The sequence below is a fragment of the Streptomyces sp. NPDC002784 genome (genome assembly GCF_053592135.1).
Genome location: NZ_JBSFVD010000001.1, coordinates 344,133 through 359,871 on the forward strand (window position 1 = coordinate 344,133; position 15,739 = coordinate 359,871).

The 15,739-nt window shown below is 70.6% G+C and carries 12 protein-coding genes and 1 pseudogene; 7 read left to right on the forward strand and 6 right to left on the reverse strand.

Going from position 1 to position 15,739, the window contains the following annotated elements:
• Nucleotides 1-51: 51 nt before the first annotated feature.
• The 3 genes and pseudogenes from ACWD1Z_RS01555 to ACWD1Z_RS01565 all read right to left on the reverse strand — a co-directional run.
• Nucleotides 52-2,232 carry a DEAD/DEAH box helicase gene (locus ACWD1Z_RS01555; RefSeq protein WP_451114599.1) on the reverse strand — a complete coding sequence of 727 codons (2,181 nt, stop codon included), beginning with the start codon at nucleotides 2,230-2,232 and terminating at the stop codon, nucleotides 52-54.
• Nucleotides 2,233-2,658: 426 nt separating this feature from the next.
• A complete protein-coding gene (locus tag ACWD1Z_RS01560; protein WP_451114601.1) occupies nucleotides 2,659-4,077 on the reverse strand; it encodes an ATP-binding protein in 1,419 nt (472 codons plus the stop codon).
• Nucleotides 4,078-4,323: 246 nt separating this feature from the next.
• Nucleotides 4,324-4,410, reverse strand: a pseudogene (locus ACWD1Z_RS01565) (transposase); the annotation flags it as partial.
• A 291-nt stretch (nucleotides 4,411-4,701) separates the two neighbouring features.
• On the opposite strand from ACWD1Z_RS01565, the gene ACWD1Z_RS01570 reads away from it, so the two are divergent.
• The 5 genes from ACWD1Z_RS01570 (at nucleotide 4,702) to ACWD1Z_RS01590 (ending at nucleotide 10,279) form a co-directional block, all read left to right on the forward strand.
• Complete coding sequence (locus ACWD1Z_RS01570) at nucleotides 4,702-5,949, forward strand: helix-turn-helix domain-containing protein (RefSeq protein WP_451114603.1); 1,248 nt, start codon at nucleotides 4,702-4,704, stop codon at nucleotides 5,947-5,949.
• 331 nt (nucleotides 5,950-6,280) lie between these two features.
• Nucleotides 6,281-7,075, forward strand: coding sequence for a TIR domain-containing protein (locus ACWD1Z_RS01575; RefSeq protein ID WP_451114605.1), 795 nt, complete (start codon nucleotides 6,281-6,283; stop codon nucleotides 7,073-7,075).
• Nucleotides 7,072-7,629, forward strand: a complete 558-nt coding sequence (locus tag ACWD1Z_RS01580; RefSeq protein ID WP_451114607.1) for a hypothetical protein — start codon at nucleotides 7,072-7,074, stop codon at nucleotides 7,627-7,629. Before ACWD1Z_RS01575 ends, ACWD1Z_RS01580 begins: the two co-directional genes overlap by 4 nt.
• Entirely contained in the window at nucleotides 7,563-9,047 is a 1,485-nt protein-coding gene (locus tag ACWD1Z_RS01585; RefSeq protein ID WP_451114608.1) for a hypothetical protein, read from the forward strand. The genes ACWD1Z_RS01580 and ACWD1Z_RS01585 overlap by 67 nt, the downstream gene beginning before the upstream one ends.
• A complete protein-coding gene (locus tag ACWD1Z_RS01590; protein ID WP_451114610.1) occupies nucleotides 9,044-10,279 on the forward strand; it encodes a hypothetical protein in 1,236 nt (411 codons plus the stop codon). The genes ACWD1Z_RS01585 and ACWD1Z_RS01590 overlap by 4 nt, the downstream gene beginning before the upstream one ends.
• 321 nt (nucleotides 10,280-10,600) lie before the next feature.
• On the opposite strand, the gene ychF is transcribed toward ACWD1Z_RS01590, so the two are convergent.
• Nucleotides 10,601-11,689: a redox-regulated ATPase YchF gene (gene ychF, locus ACWD1Z_RS01595; RefSeq protein WP_451114612.1), complete on the reverse strand. Its 1,089-nt coding sequence runs from the start codon at nucleotides 11,687-11,689 to the stop codon at nucleotides 10,601-10,603.
• Between the two features lie 168 nt (nucleotides 11,690-11,857).
• On the opposite strand from ychF, the gene ACWD1Z_RS01600 reads away from it, so the two are divergent.
• Nucleotides 11,858-12,436 (forward strand): DUF6542 domain-containing protein, encoded by a 579-nt coding sequence (locus ACWD1Z_RS01600; protein ID WP_451114614.1) that lies wholly within the window; start codon nucleotides 11,858-11,860, stop codon nucleotides 12,434-12,436.
• Between the two features lies 1 nt (nucleotide 12,437).
• Here the strand turns inward: ACWD1Z_RS01600 and ppgK are convergent, their stop codons facing one another.
• Together ppgK and ACWD1Z_RS01610 are read right to left on the reverse strand one after the other, a co-directional pair.
• Nucleotides 12,438-13,181, reverse strand: a complete 744-nt coding sequence (gene ppgK, locus ACWD1Z_RS01605) for a polyphosphate--glucose phosphotransferase (protein WP_451114616.1) — start codon at nucleotides 13,179-13,181, stop codon at nucleotides 12,438-12,440.
• 29 nt (nucleotides 13,182-13,210) lie between these two features.
• Nucleotides 13,211-14,221 carry a 4-hydroxy-3-methylbut-2-enyl diphosphate reductase gene (locus ACWD1Z_RS01610; RefSeq protein WP_451114618.1) on the reverse strand — a complete coding sequence of 337 codons (1,011 nt, stop codon included), beginning with the start codon at nucleotides 14,219-14,221 and terminating at the stop codon, nucleotides 13,211-13,213.
• A gap of 63 nt (nucleotides 14,222-14,284) precedes the next feature.
• Between ACWD1Z_RS01610 and ACWD1Z_RS01615 the strand changes: the two genes are divergently transcribed.
• Complete coding sequence (locus ACWD1Z_RS01615; protein ID WP_451114620.1) at nucleotides 14,285-15,661, forward strand: APC family permease; 1,377 nt, start codon at nucleotides 14,285-14,287, stop codon at nucleotides 15,659-15,661.
• Nucleotides 15,662-15,739 lie beyond the last annotated feature (78 nt).

Sequence of the window (15,739 nt, forward strand, 5' to 3'; positions counted from 1 at the left end):
AGGCCGGACCCCTGAGCCACCAGCGGGCGGGGCGGCAGGTGGAGGCCCTCCTCACTCGGCTGCCGTGCGCCTCCCGCCCGTCATACCCAGGCGCGCCTGCTCCTCCTCGACGATCCGGCGGGCCAGCTCGGTGTCCGACACGTCGACCGCGTCCGGGGTGGCTTCGGCGACGGCGCTGCGGCGGGCGTAGGCATCGAACAGGCGGGCCTTCGACTCCAGCATCCTCACCATGCGTTCGTCCACTCCCCCGGTGGCGAGCAGGCGATGCACGTGCACCGGCCTGACCTGGCCCATGCGGTGGGCACGGGCCACTGCCTGGTGTTCGATGGTCGGCTTGATCTGCGGTTCGCAGATGATGACGACGGACGCGGCCTGCATGTTGAGGCCGACGCCGGCCGCCTGGATCTGCGCCAGGAGCACCGCCGGCCCCGAGACTCCGGTGAAGTCGTCGACGATCTGCTGCCGTCGCCCGGCCGGGACGCTGCCGGTGAGCGGACCCAGCATCGCAGTACCGGCAGCGGGCCCCTCGGCGAGCGCCGCCCGCACCACGCCCAGCACGTCCTTGAAGTAGGAGAAGACCACCGTCTTCTGCCCGTTCTCGCCGGCCTCCTGAACGATCTCGCGGAGCCGGTCCAGCTTGGCCGACTTCTCGGGGCGCGTGTACGCGGCCCTGCGCATCGCCATGAAGTTGCCCTCGCGCACGGCTTCGCGGTAGGCCTCCTCGTCCGACGCGCTCAGCTCCTCCCACTCGTCGGTCTGCTGCAGGCTCGGGAGTTCCGTCAGCACGTCTTCCTGGTTGCGCCTCAGGTAGACCGGCGCGACGGCCTTGCGAAAGGCGACCGAACCCGCCAGCGCGTCCCGCTCGCCGAGGGAGTCCGCCACCTCTTCATCGAGCATCCGGACCAAGTTGCGGAACTCTGCGACCCGGTTCTCCATCGGGGTTCCGGTCATGAAGAGGCTGCGCTCACAGCGCTCCGTCCACAGGGCGACCGACCGGGACCGCTTGGTCTTGGGGTTCTTCACGGAATGCGCTTCGTCGACGACGAGCAGCCCCACCTCCCCGCCGCCCGGCACCGGGAAACCGCGCAGTGCGTCGAAGGTGGTCACCCCCACCCCGCCCCGCCCCTTCCAGTCGGCGAACGCGTGGTGCCGGTCGGGGCCGTGGAGCACCATGACGCGAAGGGCGCTGCGGGCCTCGTTCTCGCGAGTCCAGTTCACGAGAACGCTCGCCGGGCAGACGACCATGAAATGGCTCTGCCCCTCCGCGGCCAGGTGCGCCAGCACGGCGATCGCCTGGATCGTCTTCCCGAGGCCCATCTCGTCGCCGAGTATCACCTTGCGCTGCGCGAGGACGAATCGAGCGCCGAACGCCTGGTAACCGCGAAGGGAGACCCGCCGGTGCGAGTCGTCGAGCTGCTGCGTCCGTACCCGCTCGGCGATCTCCTCCGGCAGGAACCCCTCGGCGGCGGCCGCGTCGGGCAGCCGCCCGGAGATCTCGGCGAGCAGGCTGTAGTACTCCGCGGAGCGGAGTTCGAAGTCCACCCATGCCGCGATGTCGGACGACGGTCCACGCAGCAGGTCCACCGAGGCCTGGGCGAGCAGCTCAGGCACGCCGGCCTGCTCCGCCTCGTCCACCAGTGAGCGGATGTCGGCCACCGCCGCCAGCGCACGTGTCTTCTTCTCCCGGCCGGCCAGCAGCATCCTGAGATGTCCCGTGGCGGGTCTCGCGTCGACCAGCAACGGGCCGAGCCGTTCCGACAGGGCCGCGGCGCGGTCCACCGCGCGCCGGGCGTCCGGGCCGGCTTCCACCAGTACGTGCAGGGCCGTGATGAGTGCGGTGGTGCCCGGCTCCGGCCGGTCCACGTCGATGTGGACGGCCACCGTCTCGTGCACCGCTTCGGACAGCCGGCGCGCGGCGGCGATGATCCGGTCGACAGTGCGCTGCCCGACACCGGGAATCTGCCGCAACCGATAGGGGCCGGCTTCGAGAACACGGCCCACCGTGCCGAGGCCGCTCTGCTCGACGTTCCCCAGCCGAAGCCGTCCTTCGGTGACGTCCTGCAGCCGGGCGACGGGGATGGCGTCGAGTTCCCGCGCGACCTCCGCGTCATGAATCGGCTTCAGCGCCGCCCGCACCGCCTCGACCGCCCTGCCGTGGTCGCCGGCCACGGCCTGGGCCGCCTCGTACAGTCGCGCTCCCCTCGCGACCGCGTCCCGCTCCCCACGCCCCACGCGCCCCGCCCCTCTCTCGCAGTCCCCGCATCCTCCCACCACCGATCCGGCCCTGGAGCGGGACACAGCCCGACCCAAATCAGCCGGACTCACAGAGACTGCCCGAGCCCCTCGCCAGGCCGTCGCCGACTTCGAGACAGTCAACGATGCGCTCATCCCGGGCGGTGACCTTCGCGGACACAAGCACATGCCCGACCCACCGGAAGGCGGGTCGGGCACGGTTCTGGCAACGAGACGTCAGACGTTGAAGCGGAACTCCACCACGAGCCATCCCAGCACGGGAACCGCGACGAAGTACGAAAAGACTCAGGATCACCAACGCTACACAACAGCGCCGGCAAGGGGCCGAGGTCTGTGGGACTTCTCCGCTACGTCTCCGGCCCGATCGCGCTCCCCAACTCCCGTGCCTCGCCCGCCACCCGCCACTCACAGCGGCCAGGCGGTCAGCAAATCGCCAGGGCCGTAGGCGGCATCGAGCCCCGGACAGTCGACTCCGCTGCGCGAGACCGCCACGACTGGAACGGGTTCGCCAGTGAGGGCGGCCCGGTGTCGGTGGAGAGCTGCCAGGTCGTGCCGATCGAAGGGCGACTGCTCCAGCCACTTGATGGAGCCGACGAAGAGCAGTTGCTGGGCAATGGGGGCGCGATCCGCCCCGACGATATCGATCTCGACGTCGTTGGTACGGGTCCAGTAGCCGCCCACTGCGGGGGCCGCGGGCAGCCTGTCATCGGGCAGTATCCGCGCCAGGGCCTCGCGGACAAGGGGCTCGACGGCTCGGCCGCGCCAACTGGTCCAGTTCTCCCGGACGCGCGCCAAGGTCAGATCGCCCCGCCCCCGCTCGATCTCCTCCATGGACGGGCCGAGCAGGTGCAGCCAAAACCGCAGGTAGGGATCTGTCACCCGGTAGCGGCGATCCTTCGACGGACGCAGCGAGACGGGCAACTCCGCAGCGACGATCCGCTTGTCCGTAAGCAACTCCAGCGCTCGCTGCAGGGGTGTGGCCCCGATTCCGCCGGCAGCACGGGCGATGTTGGTGAAGGTCCGCTCGCCACTGCCGATAGCCGCCAGCACCGTACGCGCCTGAGCCTGCGGAGGGAATTCGGCAGCCAGCGAGCGCTCGGCCGATACCAGTAGGGCCGAGACCGGGTCGCTCAGCGCCTCGCCAAGGAAGTCCCACAGCCCTGCACCTCGCGGCCACTCCGCGCAGATCAGCGGCAGCCCACCGGTGATCAGCGCGGCGTCGAAGGCTTCCGCCGGTTCCAACCCGAGCATCTGCCCCACCTCGGCGGGGTTCAGTGGTCCTAGCACCATCTCCCGGCCTCGTTGATGGAAAGGGCGTCCGTAGCTGTTCAGGGCCTCCATCATCGACAGATCGGAGCCGATGAGGACCAGCAGCACTGGCTTGGTCTCCAGCACCCGGTCCCAGGCCCGTTGCAGCATCCCCTCAAAGGCGCCGTCGGCATCCATCAGGTACGGCACCTCGTCGATGATCAGCACGCTCGCCCGGTCGGCGGGCAGCGCCGCAGCCAGCAGGTCGAACGCGGCGTCCCAACTCCCCGGCCGTGCGGCTGCCACGAGCCGCGCCATCGGCAGCGTCGATGCCTGGGCGTCCCGGGTGAGCCGTGCAAGATCATCCCTAGGGGACGCACCGGTCGCCGCGTAGAACAAGAATGGGGCCCCGGAGCGCTCCGCAAACCGCTCGACCAGCCGCGACTTACCCACCCGGCGCCGCCCACGCAACATCACGCACCGACCGGGTCGCTCCCCGCCAACCCCTGCCGCCACCTTCTGCAGCTCTCGCTCCAATGTCGCCAGCTCCTGCCGACGACCTACAAAGTCCACCATGTCCGCCGACCTCCACGCATGATACTAACGACAACGTTACTAACATAGGCGTTAGTAAAAGCATTCGCCAGTTGTCACCCGCGATCACGAGTCACGGACCTGCGTTTCGAGGACCATGCGGCGCCGGGCCGGTCGCGCAAAGCAGGAGCCAAAGGCCTGCATCCCTGACGAACGCGACGACACCGAGGGTCATGCGACATCGTTGGCGAAGTTCACGCTTTCGTTGTCCAGGTGGATGCCGAGGAAGTGGTCGGCGATCTCACCCCGGAGCGCGGACTCCAGCAGCCGCTTGGTCAGCTGCTGAAGCAGCCCACCCTCGCCAGGCAGACGGAGCGCGATCGACAGAGCCTCATCCCCTGTCGTTCTCGATCGCTTTGTCCCCATCGTGGTCGCTCCAGTCAGGGCAGGAACACACGGGAGAAAAACGGAGAACGGAAGAGGCAACGGGCAACCCCGCCGAACCCCGATTCTTGAGGCGTCCCTCGTGCCAAACTCGCTCTCGGACGCGAAGCGAAACGGCTCCGTTACGACGGGTGTTCGCCGTCGGCGTGGCCAGAGAATGCCGAACGAAAGTTCCCCGTGAGGGCGCACGGCTCTCACGGTCGCTGTTCAAGGGGGAGGTTAATGATGAGCACAACTTTACGTTTCGGCCCGGAACTTCGCCGTTTGCGACAGGAAGCGGGGCTGACTCTGACCGAGTTCTCCGTGGCGCTCAACTACGACAAGGGGCACCTCAGCAAGGTCGAGCGCGGGGAGCGTTCCGCGTCCCCCGAACTGGCCCGGCGGTGCGACGCCTTCCTCGGCGCGCACGGCGAGCTGCAGCGCCTGGTCGTCCGCCCCGAAACCGACTCGGACACCACCGAAACCCCCGCCACCCCGAGCCTCTGGCTCGTCGGGCGTCGGGCGGTCCTCGCGGCGGGTACGGGAGCACTGATCGACCTCGGCCTGAAACTCGGCGGTCAAACGTCCTCTGCCGCCGACCCCCTCCTTCCTTCCTTCCGCGCGCAGTTCGAGCAACTACGAAAGCTCGGCCAGTCCGCCGCGCCGAAGGTCCTGCTTCCCCTGCTGGAGACGCAGACGCGCACGGTCGCCGGGCTGGCCGCCAACACCCAGTCCGCGACGCGCGCCCCCGCGCTCCTGCTCGCGTCGCGGTTCGCGGAGTTCACCGGCTGGATGGCCCAGGAGGCCGGGGACAGCGGCGCGGCGCTCGGCTGGACCGGTGAGGCCGTCGAACTGGCGCGCGCCGGGGGCGATCCGCACCTCGGTTCTTACGCGTTCGTGCGACGCGCCCTGGTCACGCTCTACGGCGGGGACGCCGCGGGCACCGTCGCCCTGGCCCACCGGGCCCAGAGCGACGAACTCCCGCCGCGCATACGGGGACTCGCTGCCCAGCGGGAGGCGCAGGGACACGCGCTCGTCGGCGACGAACACGACTGCCTCCACAGCCTCGACAGAGCGCGGGAACTGCTCGACAGCGACGACGCCCGCAGCGGCGCTGAACCCGTGATCGGAACCACCCACGTGAGCGATCCGGCGGCGATGACGACCGGCTGGTGCCTGTACGACCTCGGTCGCCCCAAGGCCGCCGCCGAGGTCCTCGACCGGGAGTGCCGCCGCCTCCCGGCGCACGCACTGCGGACCCGAACCCGGTACGGGTTCCGCAGGTCCTTGGCCCACGCCGCCTCCGGAGAGGTCGAGCACGCGTGCGTGATCGCCGGGGAGCTCTTGGGGGTGATGCCGGCCGTGCCTTCGGCGACGGTGAACAGCGACGTCCGGCGTCTCGCGCGGGAACTCTCCCGGTTCCGGAGCAGCCGGGCCGTACGCGATCTGCAGCCGGCGCTGGCACGGGTACTCGCCCCCGCGCACGACTGACACCGGCTCCACGACCGACACCGGCCCGAACCGCCCGGCTCGCCGAACTACCCGGTCCCTCCGGCCCTCCGGATCCCACGATCCCCGGCGGGACCCTCTGATCCCCACCCGGCGCGTCGCACCGCGCCCCCGGCTTCTTTGGGCTGCCCGCGACCAGTGACGCGCCGGGCGGCGCACCTCCATCTGTACAGCCTCCCGTGGACGCGCCACGCCGTCACACGGTCGGGACCTCATGGCCGGGCGGACCGGGGCTTCCGAGCCCCGGTCCGCAGCCCCCGCGCGTACCCATTCACCCCCCGTCTTCCGCCTTCCTCTTACGAAGGGAACCTCCATGCCCGACGTCTTCGTCAACTACCGCACAGGGGACGAGGAATCCGCAGCGACCATGATCGCTCGGGAGCTCGCCCGGCGGTTCGGCGGTGAGCGGATCTTCTTCGCCAGCAACTCGATCGAGCTCGGACACCGCTTCCCGGTGGAACTGGTCAGGGCGGTGGAGGAGTGCGAGGCGCTCGTCGCCGTGATCGGCCCGCGCTGGGCGGAGGTGCGAGGTGCCGATGGCCGCCCCGCCCTCGAAGCCGAGCAGGACTGGACCCGTCGTGAGATCCAGACCGCGCTCGACCGCGGGATCCTGGTGATCCCCGTGCTCGTCGGAAAGGCCACGCGGATCGACCGCGCCGTCCTCCCGGACGACCTGCGGGAACTGGCGGACTGCCAGTACAGGCGGTTCGACCACCGCAACGCCGAGTCGGACCTGACGGCGCTCGGCGACGCCCTCGCCCGGCTGCTGCCCGAGCTGGGCGTGGTGGACCGCGACGCCCGTGCGGCGCGGGAGCGGACGGAGGCGAAGTCCCGCAAGAAGTCGGCCCAGGATGTCGGGCACACCAGGATGCGGACGCGCGACGTCGAGCAGCGCGTGCGCGGCGGCATCGGAAATCTCAACGGAGACCTGTCCGGCACCTTCGTCAACGATCCGCAGGGGCCCGTGAACACCGGTCGGGGCCACCAGTACAACGCCCCCCGCTTCCAGGGCGACAACACCGGGGTCCAGTTCACCGCGGGCGACAACAGCGGTGCGGTCCACCAGCGCTTCGAGTGCGAGCGCCGGCGCTCGGATGACGGACGATGACCGAGCAGGACCGCGTCACCGTCAACGATCCGCGTGGCCCGGTGAACAACGGCGTGGGGTCCCAGTACGTCTTTTACGGCGTCGGCGCGGATTGGATGATCCGCAAAGGGGTCGAGTCCCTCCGGATCGTCCGCGAGGACCGGGTGCGCCTGGCCGACCGGTTCGTTCGGCCCGTGGGCTACCGCGTCGCCGCCGACCGGCTGGAGAAGCCCGGATCGTTGGTGCTGCTGGAGGCTCCGCCCGGCAGCGGCCGCCGCGCCGCGGCGATCATGCTGCTGCACGAGCTCGGTGAGGACGAGGGCGCCGACGAGGGGGGCGTCCGGTTCGAGGAGCTTCCCGCCACGGACAAGGACGAGGGCTCTCGCGTCCCCGGTGAGGGGACCGCTTCCTCCTCGACCTCTCCGGGATCGCCGACGAGGAGGCGTACGCCAAGGCCCAGCGCCGCCTGGCCGTGCGCCGGTCACAGGTCCAGGAGGCAGGGGCCCACATGGTCGTCGTCCTGCCGTCGGGCATGGAGCACGCCCATGCGCCGGACTTCGAACCGCACACGGTGACGCTGGGGCGCCCCCGGGGCGTCGCCGTCGTCACCCGGTACCTCCGCATGGACCGGATGGCCTTCCGCCCCACGGACCTGGGGAGCGCCGACCTCCAGCGCCTGTGCGACCGCTCCCCCATGCGGGAACTGGCGCGGCTCGCGGGGCTGGTGAGGACCGCTCGCGACAGCGGCCGGTTCGGCGCCGACTTCGCGGGATGGCTCGACCAGGCGATGCACGCGGTGACCGACCGTGCCGGTGAGGTGGGGCGACAGGTGGCCACGGTCCGCACCGCGCCCGAGCGGGCCCTGCTGCTCGCGACGGCGGTGTTCGAGGAGGCCCGCGCCGACACCGTCTACGAGGCGTGGCGCGGCCTGATGAGGACGGTGAGGCACGAGGAAGAGGCGACGACCGAGCTCGCGCGGACGGATTTCGGGGAGCGATTGGCGGCGCTCGGGATCGAGCGGGGCCCGGACGGACGGCTCCGCTTCGGGCGGCTGGCCTACGCCGACGCGGTACGGACGTACTTCTGGGCGAACTTCCCCGGGATGCGCGACGACCTCAGGGACTGGATCGGCCATGCCGCCGGGCTCCGCGGTCTGACCACCGACGACCGGGTGAACGTCGTCGCCCGCTTCGGCGAGCGGTCCCTGGCCGTCGGGCAGCCCGACCACCTCTTCGACCTCGTGATCCGCTGGGCGGACAGCGCGACCGGGGCGTCCTGCGACCCGCGAGCCGTGGCAGCCCTCGAACTCGGTCTCAGCCACGAGAGGTTCGGGGGATGGTTCCGCAGGCGGATGTACGAGTGTGTGAGGCCCGGCCCCTTGTCGGACGGTCTCGTCCGCGTCCTGACCGCCGCGTGCCTCCAGAACCTCAGCGCGACGCACCCGGATCAGGCGATGGTGCGGCTCCATTACCTCGCCGTACGGAAGGGGGAGGCGGCGCGCGAGGCCAGGGGGGCACTTCTCGATCTCGCCGTCCGCGACCGTCGGCTCTACCGGCTGCTGATCGACCGCCTGCGGGATCGGATGCGTCGGGAGCCGCGCGGGTCGGAGCTCCATATCCGGCTCCTCACAGAGCTGTTGAGGAGCGACCGGACACCGGACCCGCCGCCGTGGCCGGACCTGTTCCTGGGCTGGGAGACGGTTTTCCGCCAGCCGCCGACCGAGCTCTGGAACCCGCTCGTGAGTAGCTGGCTGAACGCCGTGGCCGGCGACAGCACGCGGGAGATGGCGCTGAGCGTGATGGTCGGGGCGACGCACGGCCGCACGGCCGCTCTCCACCGCCTCTACGCCATCGCCTGCGGCTGGGCGGGGCCCGCGCGCCACCCGTCCCGGGCGCCCGTCGCCGCCCTCTTCTGGCAGCACATCGACCACGCGCAGTACGCCCGCACAGAGCGCGCGGGCGCCGGACCACGGACCACGGAAGAGGCACGATGACATACCGCCTTCCCAGCCTGCCGTTCGTCGCTCTCTGCGGCCTCGCACCGGCTGTGCTCGGGAACCTCCTGCACTGGTCGGCGTGGCTGTGGGGCTTCATGTCCATGGTCACGGCCTCGGGCTCCCTGCTGCTCGTGATGACGGTCCTCAGCGGTGGCCGCGCATCGACCGATCCGTACGAACCTGAGCCACCCGCGGCGCCGACGGAGCCGCCGTACCAGGAGACGCGGGTGGTCGACGCGGCGCTGCCGAGCGCGGCGGACGGCTACGACTTCCTCTTTTCCGCCACCGTGTGGTGGAGGCCGGTTCCCGGCCACGCCGACCGGTCCGACGGCGCGTCCCCCGCCCTCGCCGTGTCCTCGGTCGTCAGCCGAGCCCTGGAAGTCGTCCGCCACGAGGAGCCCGGGCGGGCGAGCTTCGCGCGGTACCTCCTGGAGGGGGAGCTGAGCGTCCAGCTCCCGGACCGGAGCGGACGGGTGAAGGCCCTGGCGGCCGATGTGACGCTGGCCCTCGCCCCCGCCGACCGTGAGCGCCTGCGGAAGTTGAACGACCTTCGCAAGGACGAGGAGATCTGGGAGTACGAGCGTCAGCACGAGCGCAACAAGCGGCGCTACCTCGGTGACGACGTGCTCAAGAGCGCGGGCAGCGCGGTGGTGTGGTGGCTGGCCCGTCACGAGAACGAAATCGAGAAGGCGGTCGACATGATCGGCCCGCTCGCCCAAATCGCGGCGGCGGCCAAGGACGAGGAGGTGCCCGAGCTCTTCCGCCACCTGCTCGTCCCGCCCGTGGGCGCGCGCAGCGAAGCGACCGTCGGGGTCCCGCTGTATGACAGACACGGCCAGGGAGGAACGTTCGACCGCGAGGAGGAGGTAGGGGTTTCGGATCGGCTGCTCCTGTTGCTGGCGGCGGTGGGCCTGAAGCCGGACATGGACGAGTACACGGTGTTCGTGCACCGTGTGGCGCGAAGCCTGGAAGCGGCCGGGCTGGACGAGGCCGCCGAGGAGATCAGGCGGACCCTTCTCCCAGCCCCCGAGGGGTCGCCGTTCACCGACGCGGCCGCGGGCACGTTCACGCCGGGGGCGGCGGAGAGCGGCGCGGGTGAACGAAACCAAGGCCGGCAGGAGACGAACGAAGACGACATGGCACCTCCGCACTTCTGGGACACCTCGCACAGCCCGCACCGGCCCGCCGCACCTCGCGCACGGGGCGAGGACGACGAGGACGGGAGCTGATCCGGTAGGCGGTCGGCTCTCCGAGGCTCCCCTTCACCGCACAATGCGGCAGGGGAGCCCTTCCCTGTCCCGAGACCTGGGCAATGCCTGGTCCGACCGCTCCCGCTGCCCCAGCGTATGCAGCCAAACAGTGCAGGTGCGGACTTGTTTTCGCGAAAGCCTTCCCGGCACGGTAAGGCTGACCAGGGGTGACAGGTGACGACGGGTCAGGCATCCCAGCACCATCCCAGCGCAGAAACTAGCTAGGGGCCCAACCCGAACGGTCAGGCCCCCTCTGAGCTGCATGTTTGCCAGATCAGCGACGTGGTGATGGGTCAGCCGCTACACGTTGAAGCGGAACTCCACCACATCGCCGTCCTGCATGACGTAGTCCTTGCCCTCCATGCGTGCCTTGCCCTTCGCGCGGGCCTCCGCGACCGAGCCCGTCTCCACCAGGTCGGCGAAGGAGATGACCTCCGCCTTGATGAAGCCCTTCTGGAAGTCGGTGTGGATGACTCCGGCGGCCTCGGGGGCGGTGGCGCCCTTCTTGATGGTCCAGGCGCGGGACTCCTTGGGGCCTGCCGTGAGGTAGGTCTGGAGGCCGAGGGTGTTGAAGCCGACCCGGGCGAGGGTGGCGAGGCCGGGCTCCTCGGCGCCGACCGACTCCAGCAGCTCCAGCGCGTCCGCCTCGTCCAGCTCGGCGAGCTCCGCCTCCAGCTTGGCGTTGAGGAAGATCGCGTCGGCGGGGGCGACCAGGGCGCGCTGCTCCTCCTTGAAGGCCTCGTCGGTCAGCTCGTCCTCGTCGACGTTGAAGACGTAGAGGAAGGGCTTGGTGGTGAGGAGATGCAGGTCGTGCAGGAGCTCCTCGTTGCCGGAGCCCTGGACGATGCCCGCGGAGAACAGGGTGTCGCCCTTCTCCAGGATCTCCTTGGCCTCCTCGACGGCCTTCACCTTCGGCGCGATGTCCTTCTTGATCCGCGACTCCTTCTGGAGCCGGGGCAGGACCTTCTCGATGGTCTGGAGGTCGGCGAGGATCAGCTCGGTGTTGATCGTCTCGATGTCGTCCTTGGGCGAGACCTTGCCGTCGACATGGACGACGTTCTCGTCCTTGAAGGCGCGGATGACCTGGCAGATCGCGTCGGACTCGCGGATGTTCGCGAGGAACTTGTTGCCCAGTCCCTCGCCCTCGGAGGCGCCGCGCACGATGCCCGCGATGTCGACGAAGTCGACCGTCGCCGGGAGGACCCGCTGAGAGGAGAAGATCTCGGCCAGTTTGGCCAGGCGCGCGTCCGGGACGCCGACGACCCCGACGTTCGGCTCGATCGTGGCGAACGGGTAGTTGGCCGCCAGCACGTCGTTCTTGGTCAGGGCGTTGAACAGGGTCGACTTGCCGACATTCGGCAGACCGACGATTCCGATCGTGAGCGACACGTTGCGACTTCCCGTACGTGAGTGGAGGACTGGCGGCCGATGGGGCCGATCCACCAGTCTACGGCGTGCCCCGCCTCCCATCGGCGGCGTATCGAACGCTTGGCCAAGGTCCGCCCCTCGGCGTGTCTCAAGGGCCGTTCGACACATAAACAGACCTAAGTTGGTCCAGTGGAGCAACACAGGACGCGCCCGGCGCAGCACGGGCAGCAGCACGGCACGCGCCGCGGGACCCCGCCGCTGCCCCCGCAGGCCAGGGGCAGCGCCCCGGGGTCGCCGGCCCGCGCCGACGCCCCCCGCCGTGCCCCCGCCGCCGCCCGGCGTCCGCCGCCCCCGTGGGTGCGGGCGGTGCGCCGGATGCCGAACCCCCGGCTCACCGGACTGGGCGTCGGGCTGTTCTGCACCGCCCTGACGATCACGCTCGGCGGCCTGGTCGCCCTGCTGTTCGGGTCGTCGCTGACGGTCTACGGCGTGCTGTTCCTGCCGGTGTGCGTCCTGACCGCGGCCTGGGTGCGCCGCGCGGACCTGGTGACCGCAGTCATCGTCGTGCCGATCGCCTTCGCGCTGGGCCTGGTGCCGGTCGCCGACGGCGGGGACGGGACCGGCGACCGGCTGATGGGCCTGTTCACGGCGCTCGCGACGCAGGCCGGGTGGCTGTACGGCGGAACCCTGATCACCGGCGTGATCGTGACCGTGCGCAAGGTGCGGCTGATGCGGCAGCGGGTGGCCAGGAGCCGGCCGCCGGTATGATCTACCGCTGCGCCGCCCGCATCGCCGCGCCCACGATGCCGGCGTTGTTCTGCAGCTGCGCCGGGACGATCTCCGCCTTGATGCCCTCGATGTAGTGCAGGAACTTCTGCGACTTACGGCTGACCCCGCCGCCGATGATGAACAGCTCCGGCGAGAACAGCATCTCCACATGGGCGAGGTACTTCTGGACCCGGTGCGCCCAGTGCTCCCACGTCAGCTCGCCGTCCTCCTTGGCCTTGCTGGAGGCCCGCTTCTCCGCGTCATGGCCGTGCAGCTCCAGATGGCCCAGCTCGGTGTTGGGCACCAGGGTGCCGTCCACGAACAGGGCGCTGCCGATGCCGGTGCCGAAGGTGAGCAGGATGACGGTGCCTCTGCGGTCCCGCCCCGCGCCGAAGGCCATCTCGGCGACGCCCGCGGCGTCCGCGTCATTGACCACCGTCACCGGCAGGCCGCCCAGACGCTCGCCGAACAACGCGCGCGCGTCGGTGTCGATCCAGCCCTTGTCGACATTGGCCGCCGTACGGATCGTCGCCCCGTCGGTCACCACGCCCGGGAAGGTCAGCCCGACCGGTCCCGTCCAGCCGAAGTGGTCGACGACCTGCTTGACGCCGTCCGCCACCCCGTCGGGCGTCGCCGGATGCGGGGTGAGCACCTTGAAGCGCTCCTGGGCCAGGTCGCCCCTGTCGAGGTCCACAGGGGCACCCTTGATTCCGGACCCGCCGATGTCCACACCGAAGATCTGCATGGCTCTACGTTACGACGGCGGACTGACAGTCACTCCGGCGAGGTGCCGGTCCGCTCCGCGATCAGGGCCGCGGCCTCGTCGCGCAGATCCCGGCGCAGCTCCTTCGGCAGCGAGAAGGTGATCGACTCCTCGGCCGCCTTCACCAGCTCGACATCGCCGTAGCCCCGCTGGGCGAGCCACTCCAGGACCTCCTCGACGAGGACCTCCGGGACGGAGGCGCCGGAGGTGACGCCGACCGTGGTGACGCCCTCCAGCCAGGCCTCGTCGATCTCGCTCGCGAAGTCCACCAGGTAGGCCGCGCGCGAGCCGGCGAGCTTGGCGACCTCGACCAGCCGCTTGGAGTTGGAGGAGTTGCGCGAGCCGACCACGATGACCAGTTCGGCCTCGGCGCCCATCTGCTTCACGGCGAGCTGGCGGTTCTGGGTGGCGTAGCAGATGTCGTCGCTGGGCGGGGAGATGAGCTGGGGGAACTTCTCCTTGAGGGCGTCGACGGTCTCCATCGTCTCGTCCACGCTCAGCGTGGTCTGCGACAGCCACACGACCTTCGACTCGTCGCGGACCTCGACCTTGGCGACGTCCTCGGGGCCGTCGACGAGCTGGATGTGGTCGGGGGCCTCGCCGGAGGTGCCGATGACCTCCTCGTGGCCCTCGTGGCCGATCAGGAGGATGTCGTAGTCCTCACTGGCGAAGCGGACGGCTTCCTTGTGGACCTTGGTGACGAGCGGGCAGGTGGCGTCGATGGTGGCGAGCTTGCCGCGGGCGGCCTCCTCGTGGACGACGGGGGCGACGCCGTGCGCCGAGAACATCACGATGTTCCCGGGCGGCACCTCCTCGGTCCGCTCGACGAAGACGGCGCCCTTGCGCTCCAGGGTCTGCACGACGTACTTGTTGTGCACGATCTCGTGCCGGACGTACACCGGGGCCCCGTACTGCTCCAGGGCTTTCTCGACGGCGATCACGGCGCGGTCCACACCCGCGCAGTAGCCACGGGGGGCGGCGAGCAGGACACGGCGGCCAGGCGAAGCAGTCATGCGTCCCATCGTAAGGCCGCGTTCGGCGGGTCAAAGATCGCGCCGGGCAGGACGGCTCCGGACACTGGCGGCATGTCCGACATCGGTACGGCCTCCTCCGCGGCCGAGGCGGAGCCCGCCGGTCTGCGGCGCACCCTCGGTTTCCGGGACCTGGTGGTCTACGGGCTGCTGTTCATCGCGCCCATGGCCCCGGTCGGCGTGTTCGGCACGCTGGACGCCAGGTCGCACGGGGCGGTCGCGCTCGTCTATCTCGTCGCCACCGTGGCGATGGCGTTCACCGCCTTCAGCTACGCGCAGATGGTGCGGGTGGTCCCCCAGGCGGGTTCGGTGTTCGCCTACGCGCGGGCGGGGCTCGGGCCGCGGGCGGGGTTCATCGCGGGCTGGATGGCGATGCTGGACTATCTGCTGATCCCCGCGGTCGCCTACCTCTTCTCCGGGATCGCCATGGAGGCGCTGGTCCCGGAGGTCTCGCGCTGGGTGTGGACGGCGATCGCGGTGGTCCTGACGACGCTGCTGAACCTGTGGGGCGTACGGCCCGCGGCCCGCGTGGGCTTCCTGGTGCTGGCCATGGAGATCGTGGTCCTGCTGGTCTTCGTGGTCTCGGCGGTGGTGGTCCTCGCGCGGGACGGCGCCGAGCGGGGGTGGCTGTCGCCGCTGTCCGGGGACGGCACGCAGGGCGCGTTCGCGCTGTCGGCGGTGCTCGGGGCGGTGTCGATCGCGGTCCTGTCCTACCTCGGCTTCGACGCCATCGCCTCCTTCGCGGAGGAGGTCACCGGGGGTTCGCGGAAGGTGGCGCGGGCGGTCCTGTTCTGCCTGGCGCTCACCGGCGTCCTCTTCGTGGCGCAGACCTACCTGGTGGCGTTGCTGGAACCCGTGACCTCCGCCCAGCTGGCCGCCGAACCGGCCCGGCAGGGATCCGCCTTCTACGACGCCGTCGACGCGTCCGTCGGGACGTGGCTGCACGACCTGGTCGCCGTGAGCAAGGCGATCGGTGCCGCGTTCGCCGCGCTGGCCGGGCAGGCGGCGGCCGGCCGGCTGCTGTTCGCGATGGGCCGGGCCGGACGCCTGCCGCGGGTGCTGGCGCGGACGAACGCGGGGGTCCCGCGGCCGGCTCTGCTCTGCGCGGCCGCGGTCACGCTGGCCGCGGCGCTCTGGGCGGCCCGCCGCGGCGACGGATTGGATCACCTCGTCTCCGTCGTCGACATCGGCGCCCTCACCGCCTTCACCCTGCTGCACGCCAGCGTGGTGGGCTGGTTCGCGGTGCGTCGTCGCGGGGGGCCGGTGATCTGGTGGCGCCACGTACTGATGCCGGTGACAGGCGCGGCCATCACGATCACGGTGATCGCGGAGGCGTCGGGGGCGGCTCAGGTGATGGGGGCGGTTTGGTTGGGGGTGGGGGTGGTGGTGCTGGTGGTGCAGCGGGGGCGGGTGGGGAGTGGGGTGGGGTGAGGGTGCGGGGGCTGACTGAGACGCCGGGGGGTGTGACCTGAAGGTGGGCGGGGGACGGCTGGGCGGCTTTCGGTGGGG

Bases quoted from the DNA above. Each gene is read 5' to 3' on its own strand.
- ACWD1Z_RS01585 (WP_451114608.1), top strand. From the start codon at position 7,563: ATGGTCGTCGTCCTGCCGTCGGGCATGGAGCACGCCCATGCGCCGGAC.
- ACWD1Z_RS01590 (WP_451114610.1), top strand. From the start codon at position 9,044: ATGACATACCGCCTTCCCAGCCTGCCGTTCGTCGCTCTCTGCGGCCTC.
- ACWD1Z_RS01570 (WP_451114603.1), top strand. From the start codon at position 4,702: ATGATGAGCACAACTTTACGTTTCGGCCCGGAACTTCGCCGTTTGCGA.
- ppgK (WP_451114616.1), bottom strand. From the start codon at position 13,181: ATGCAGATCTTCGGTGTGGACATCGGCGGGTCCGGAATCAAGGGTGCC.
- ACWD1Z_RS01615 (WP_451114620.1), top strand. From the start codon at position 14,285: ATGTCCGACATCGGTACGGCCTCCTCCGCGGCCGAGGCGGAGCCCGCC.
- ACWD1Z_RS01580 (WP_451114607.1), top strand. From the start codon at position 7,072: ATGACCGAGCAGGACCGCGTCACCGTCAACGATCCGCGTGGCCCGGTG.
- ACWD1Z_RS01575 (WP_451114605.1), top strand. From the start codon at position 6,281: ATGCCCGACGTCTTCGTCAACTACCGCACAGGGGACGAGGAATCCGCA.
- ACWD1Z_RS01560 (WP_451114601.1), bottom strand. From the start codon at position 4,077: ATGGTGGACTTTGTAGGTCGTCGGCAGGAGCTGGCGACATTGGAGCGA.
- ACWD1Z_RS01610 (WP_451114618.1), bottom strand. From the start codon at position 14,221: ATGGGACGCATGACTGCTTCGCCTGGCCGCCGTGTCCTGCTCGCCGCC.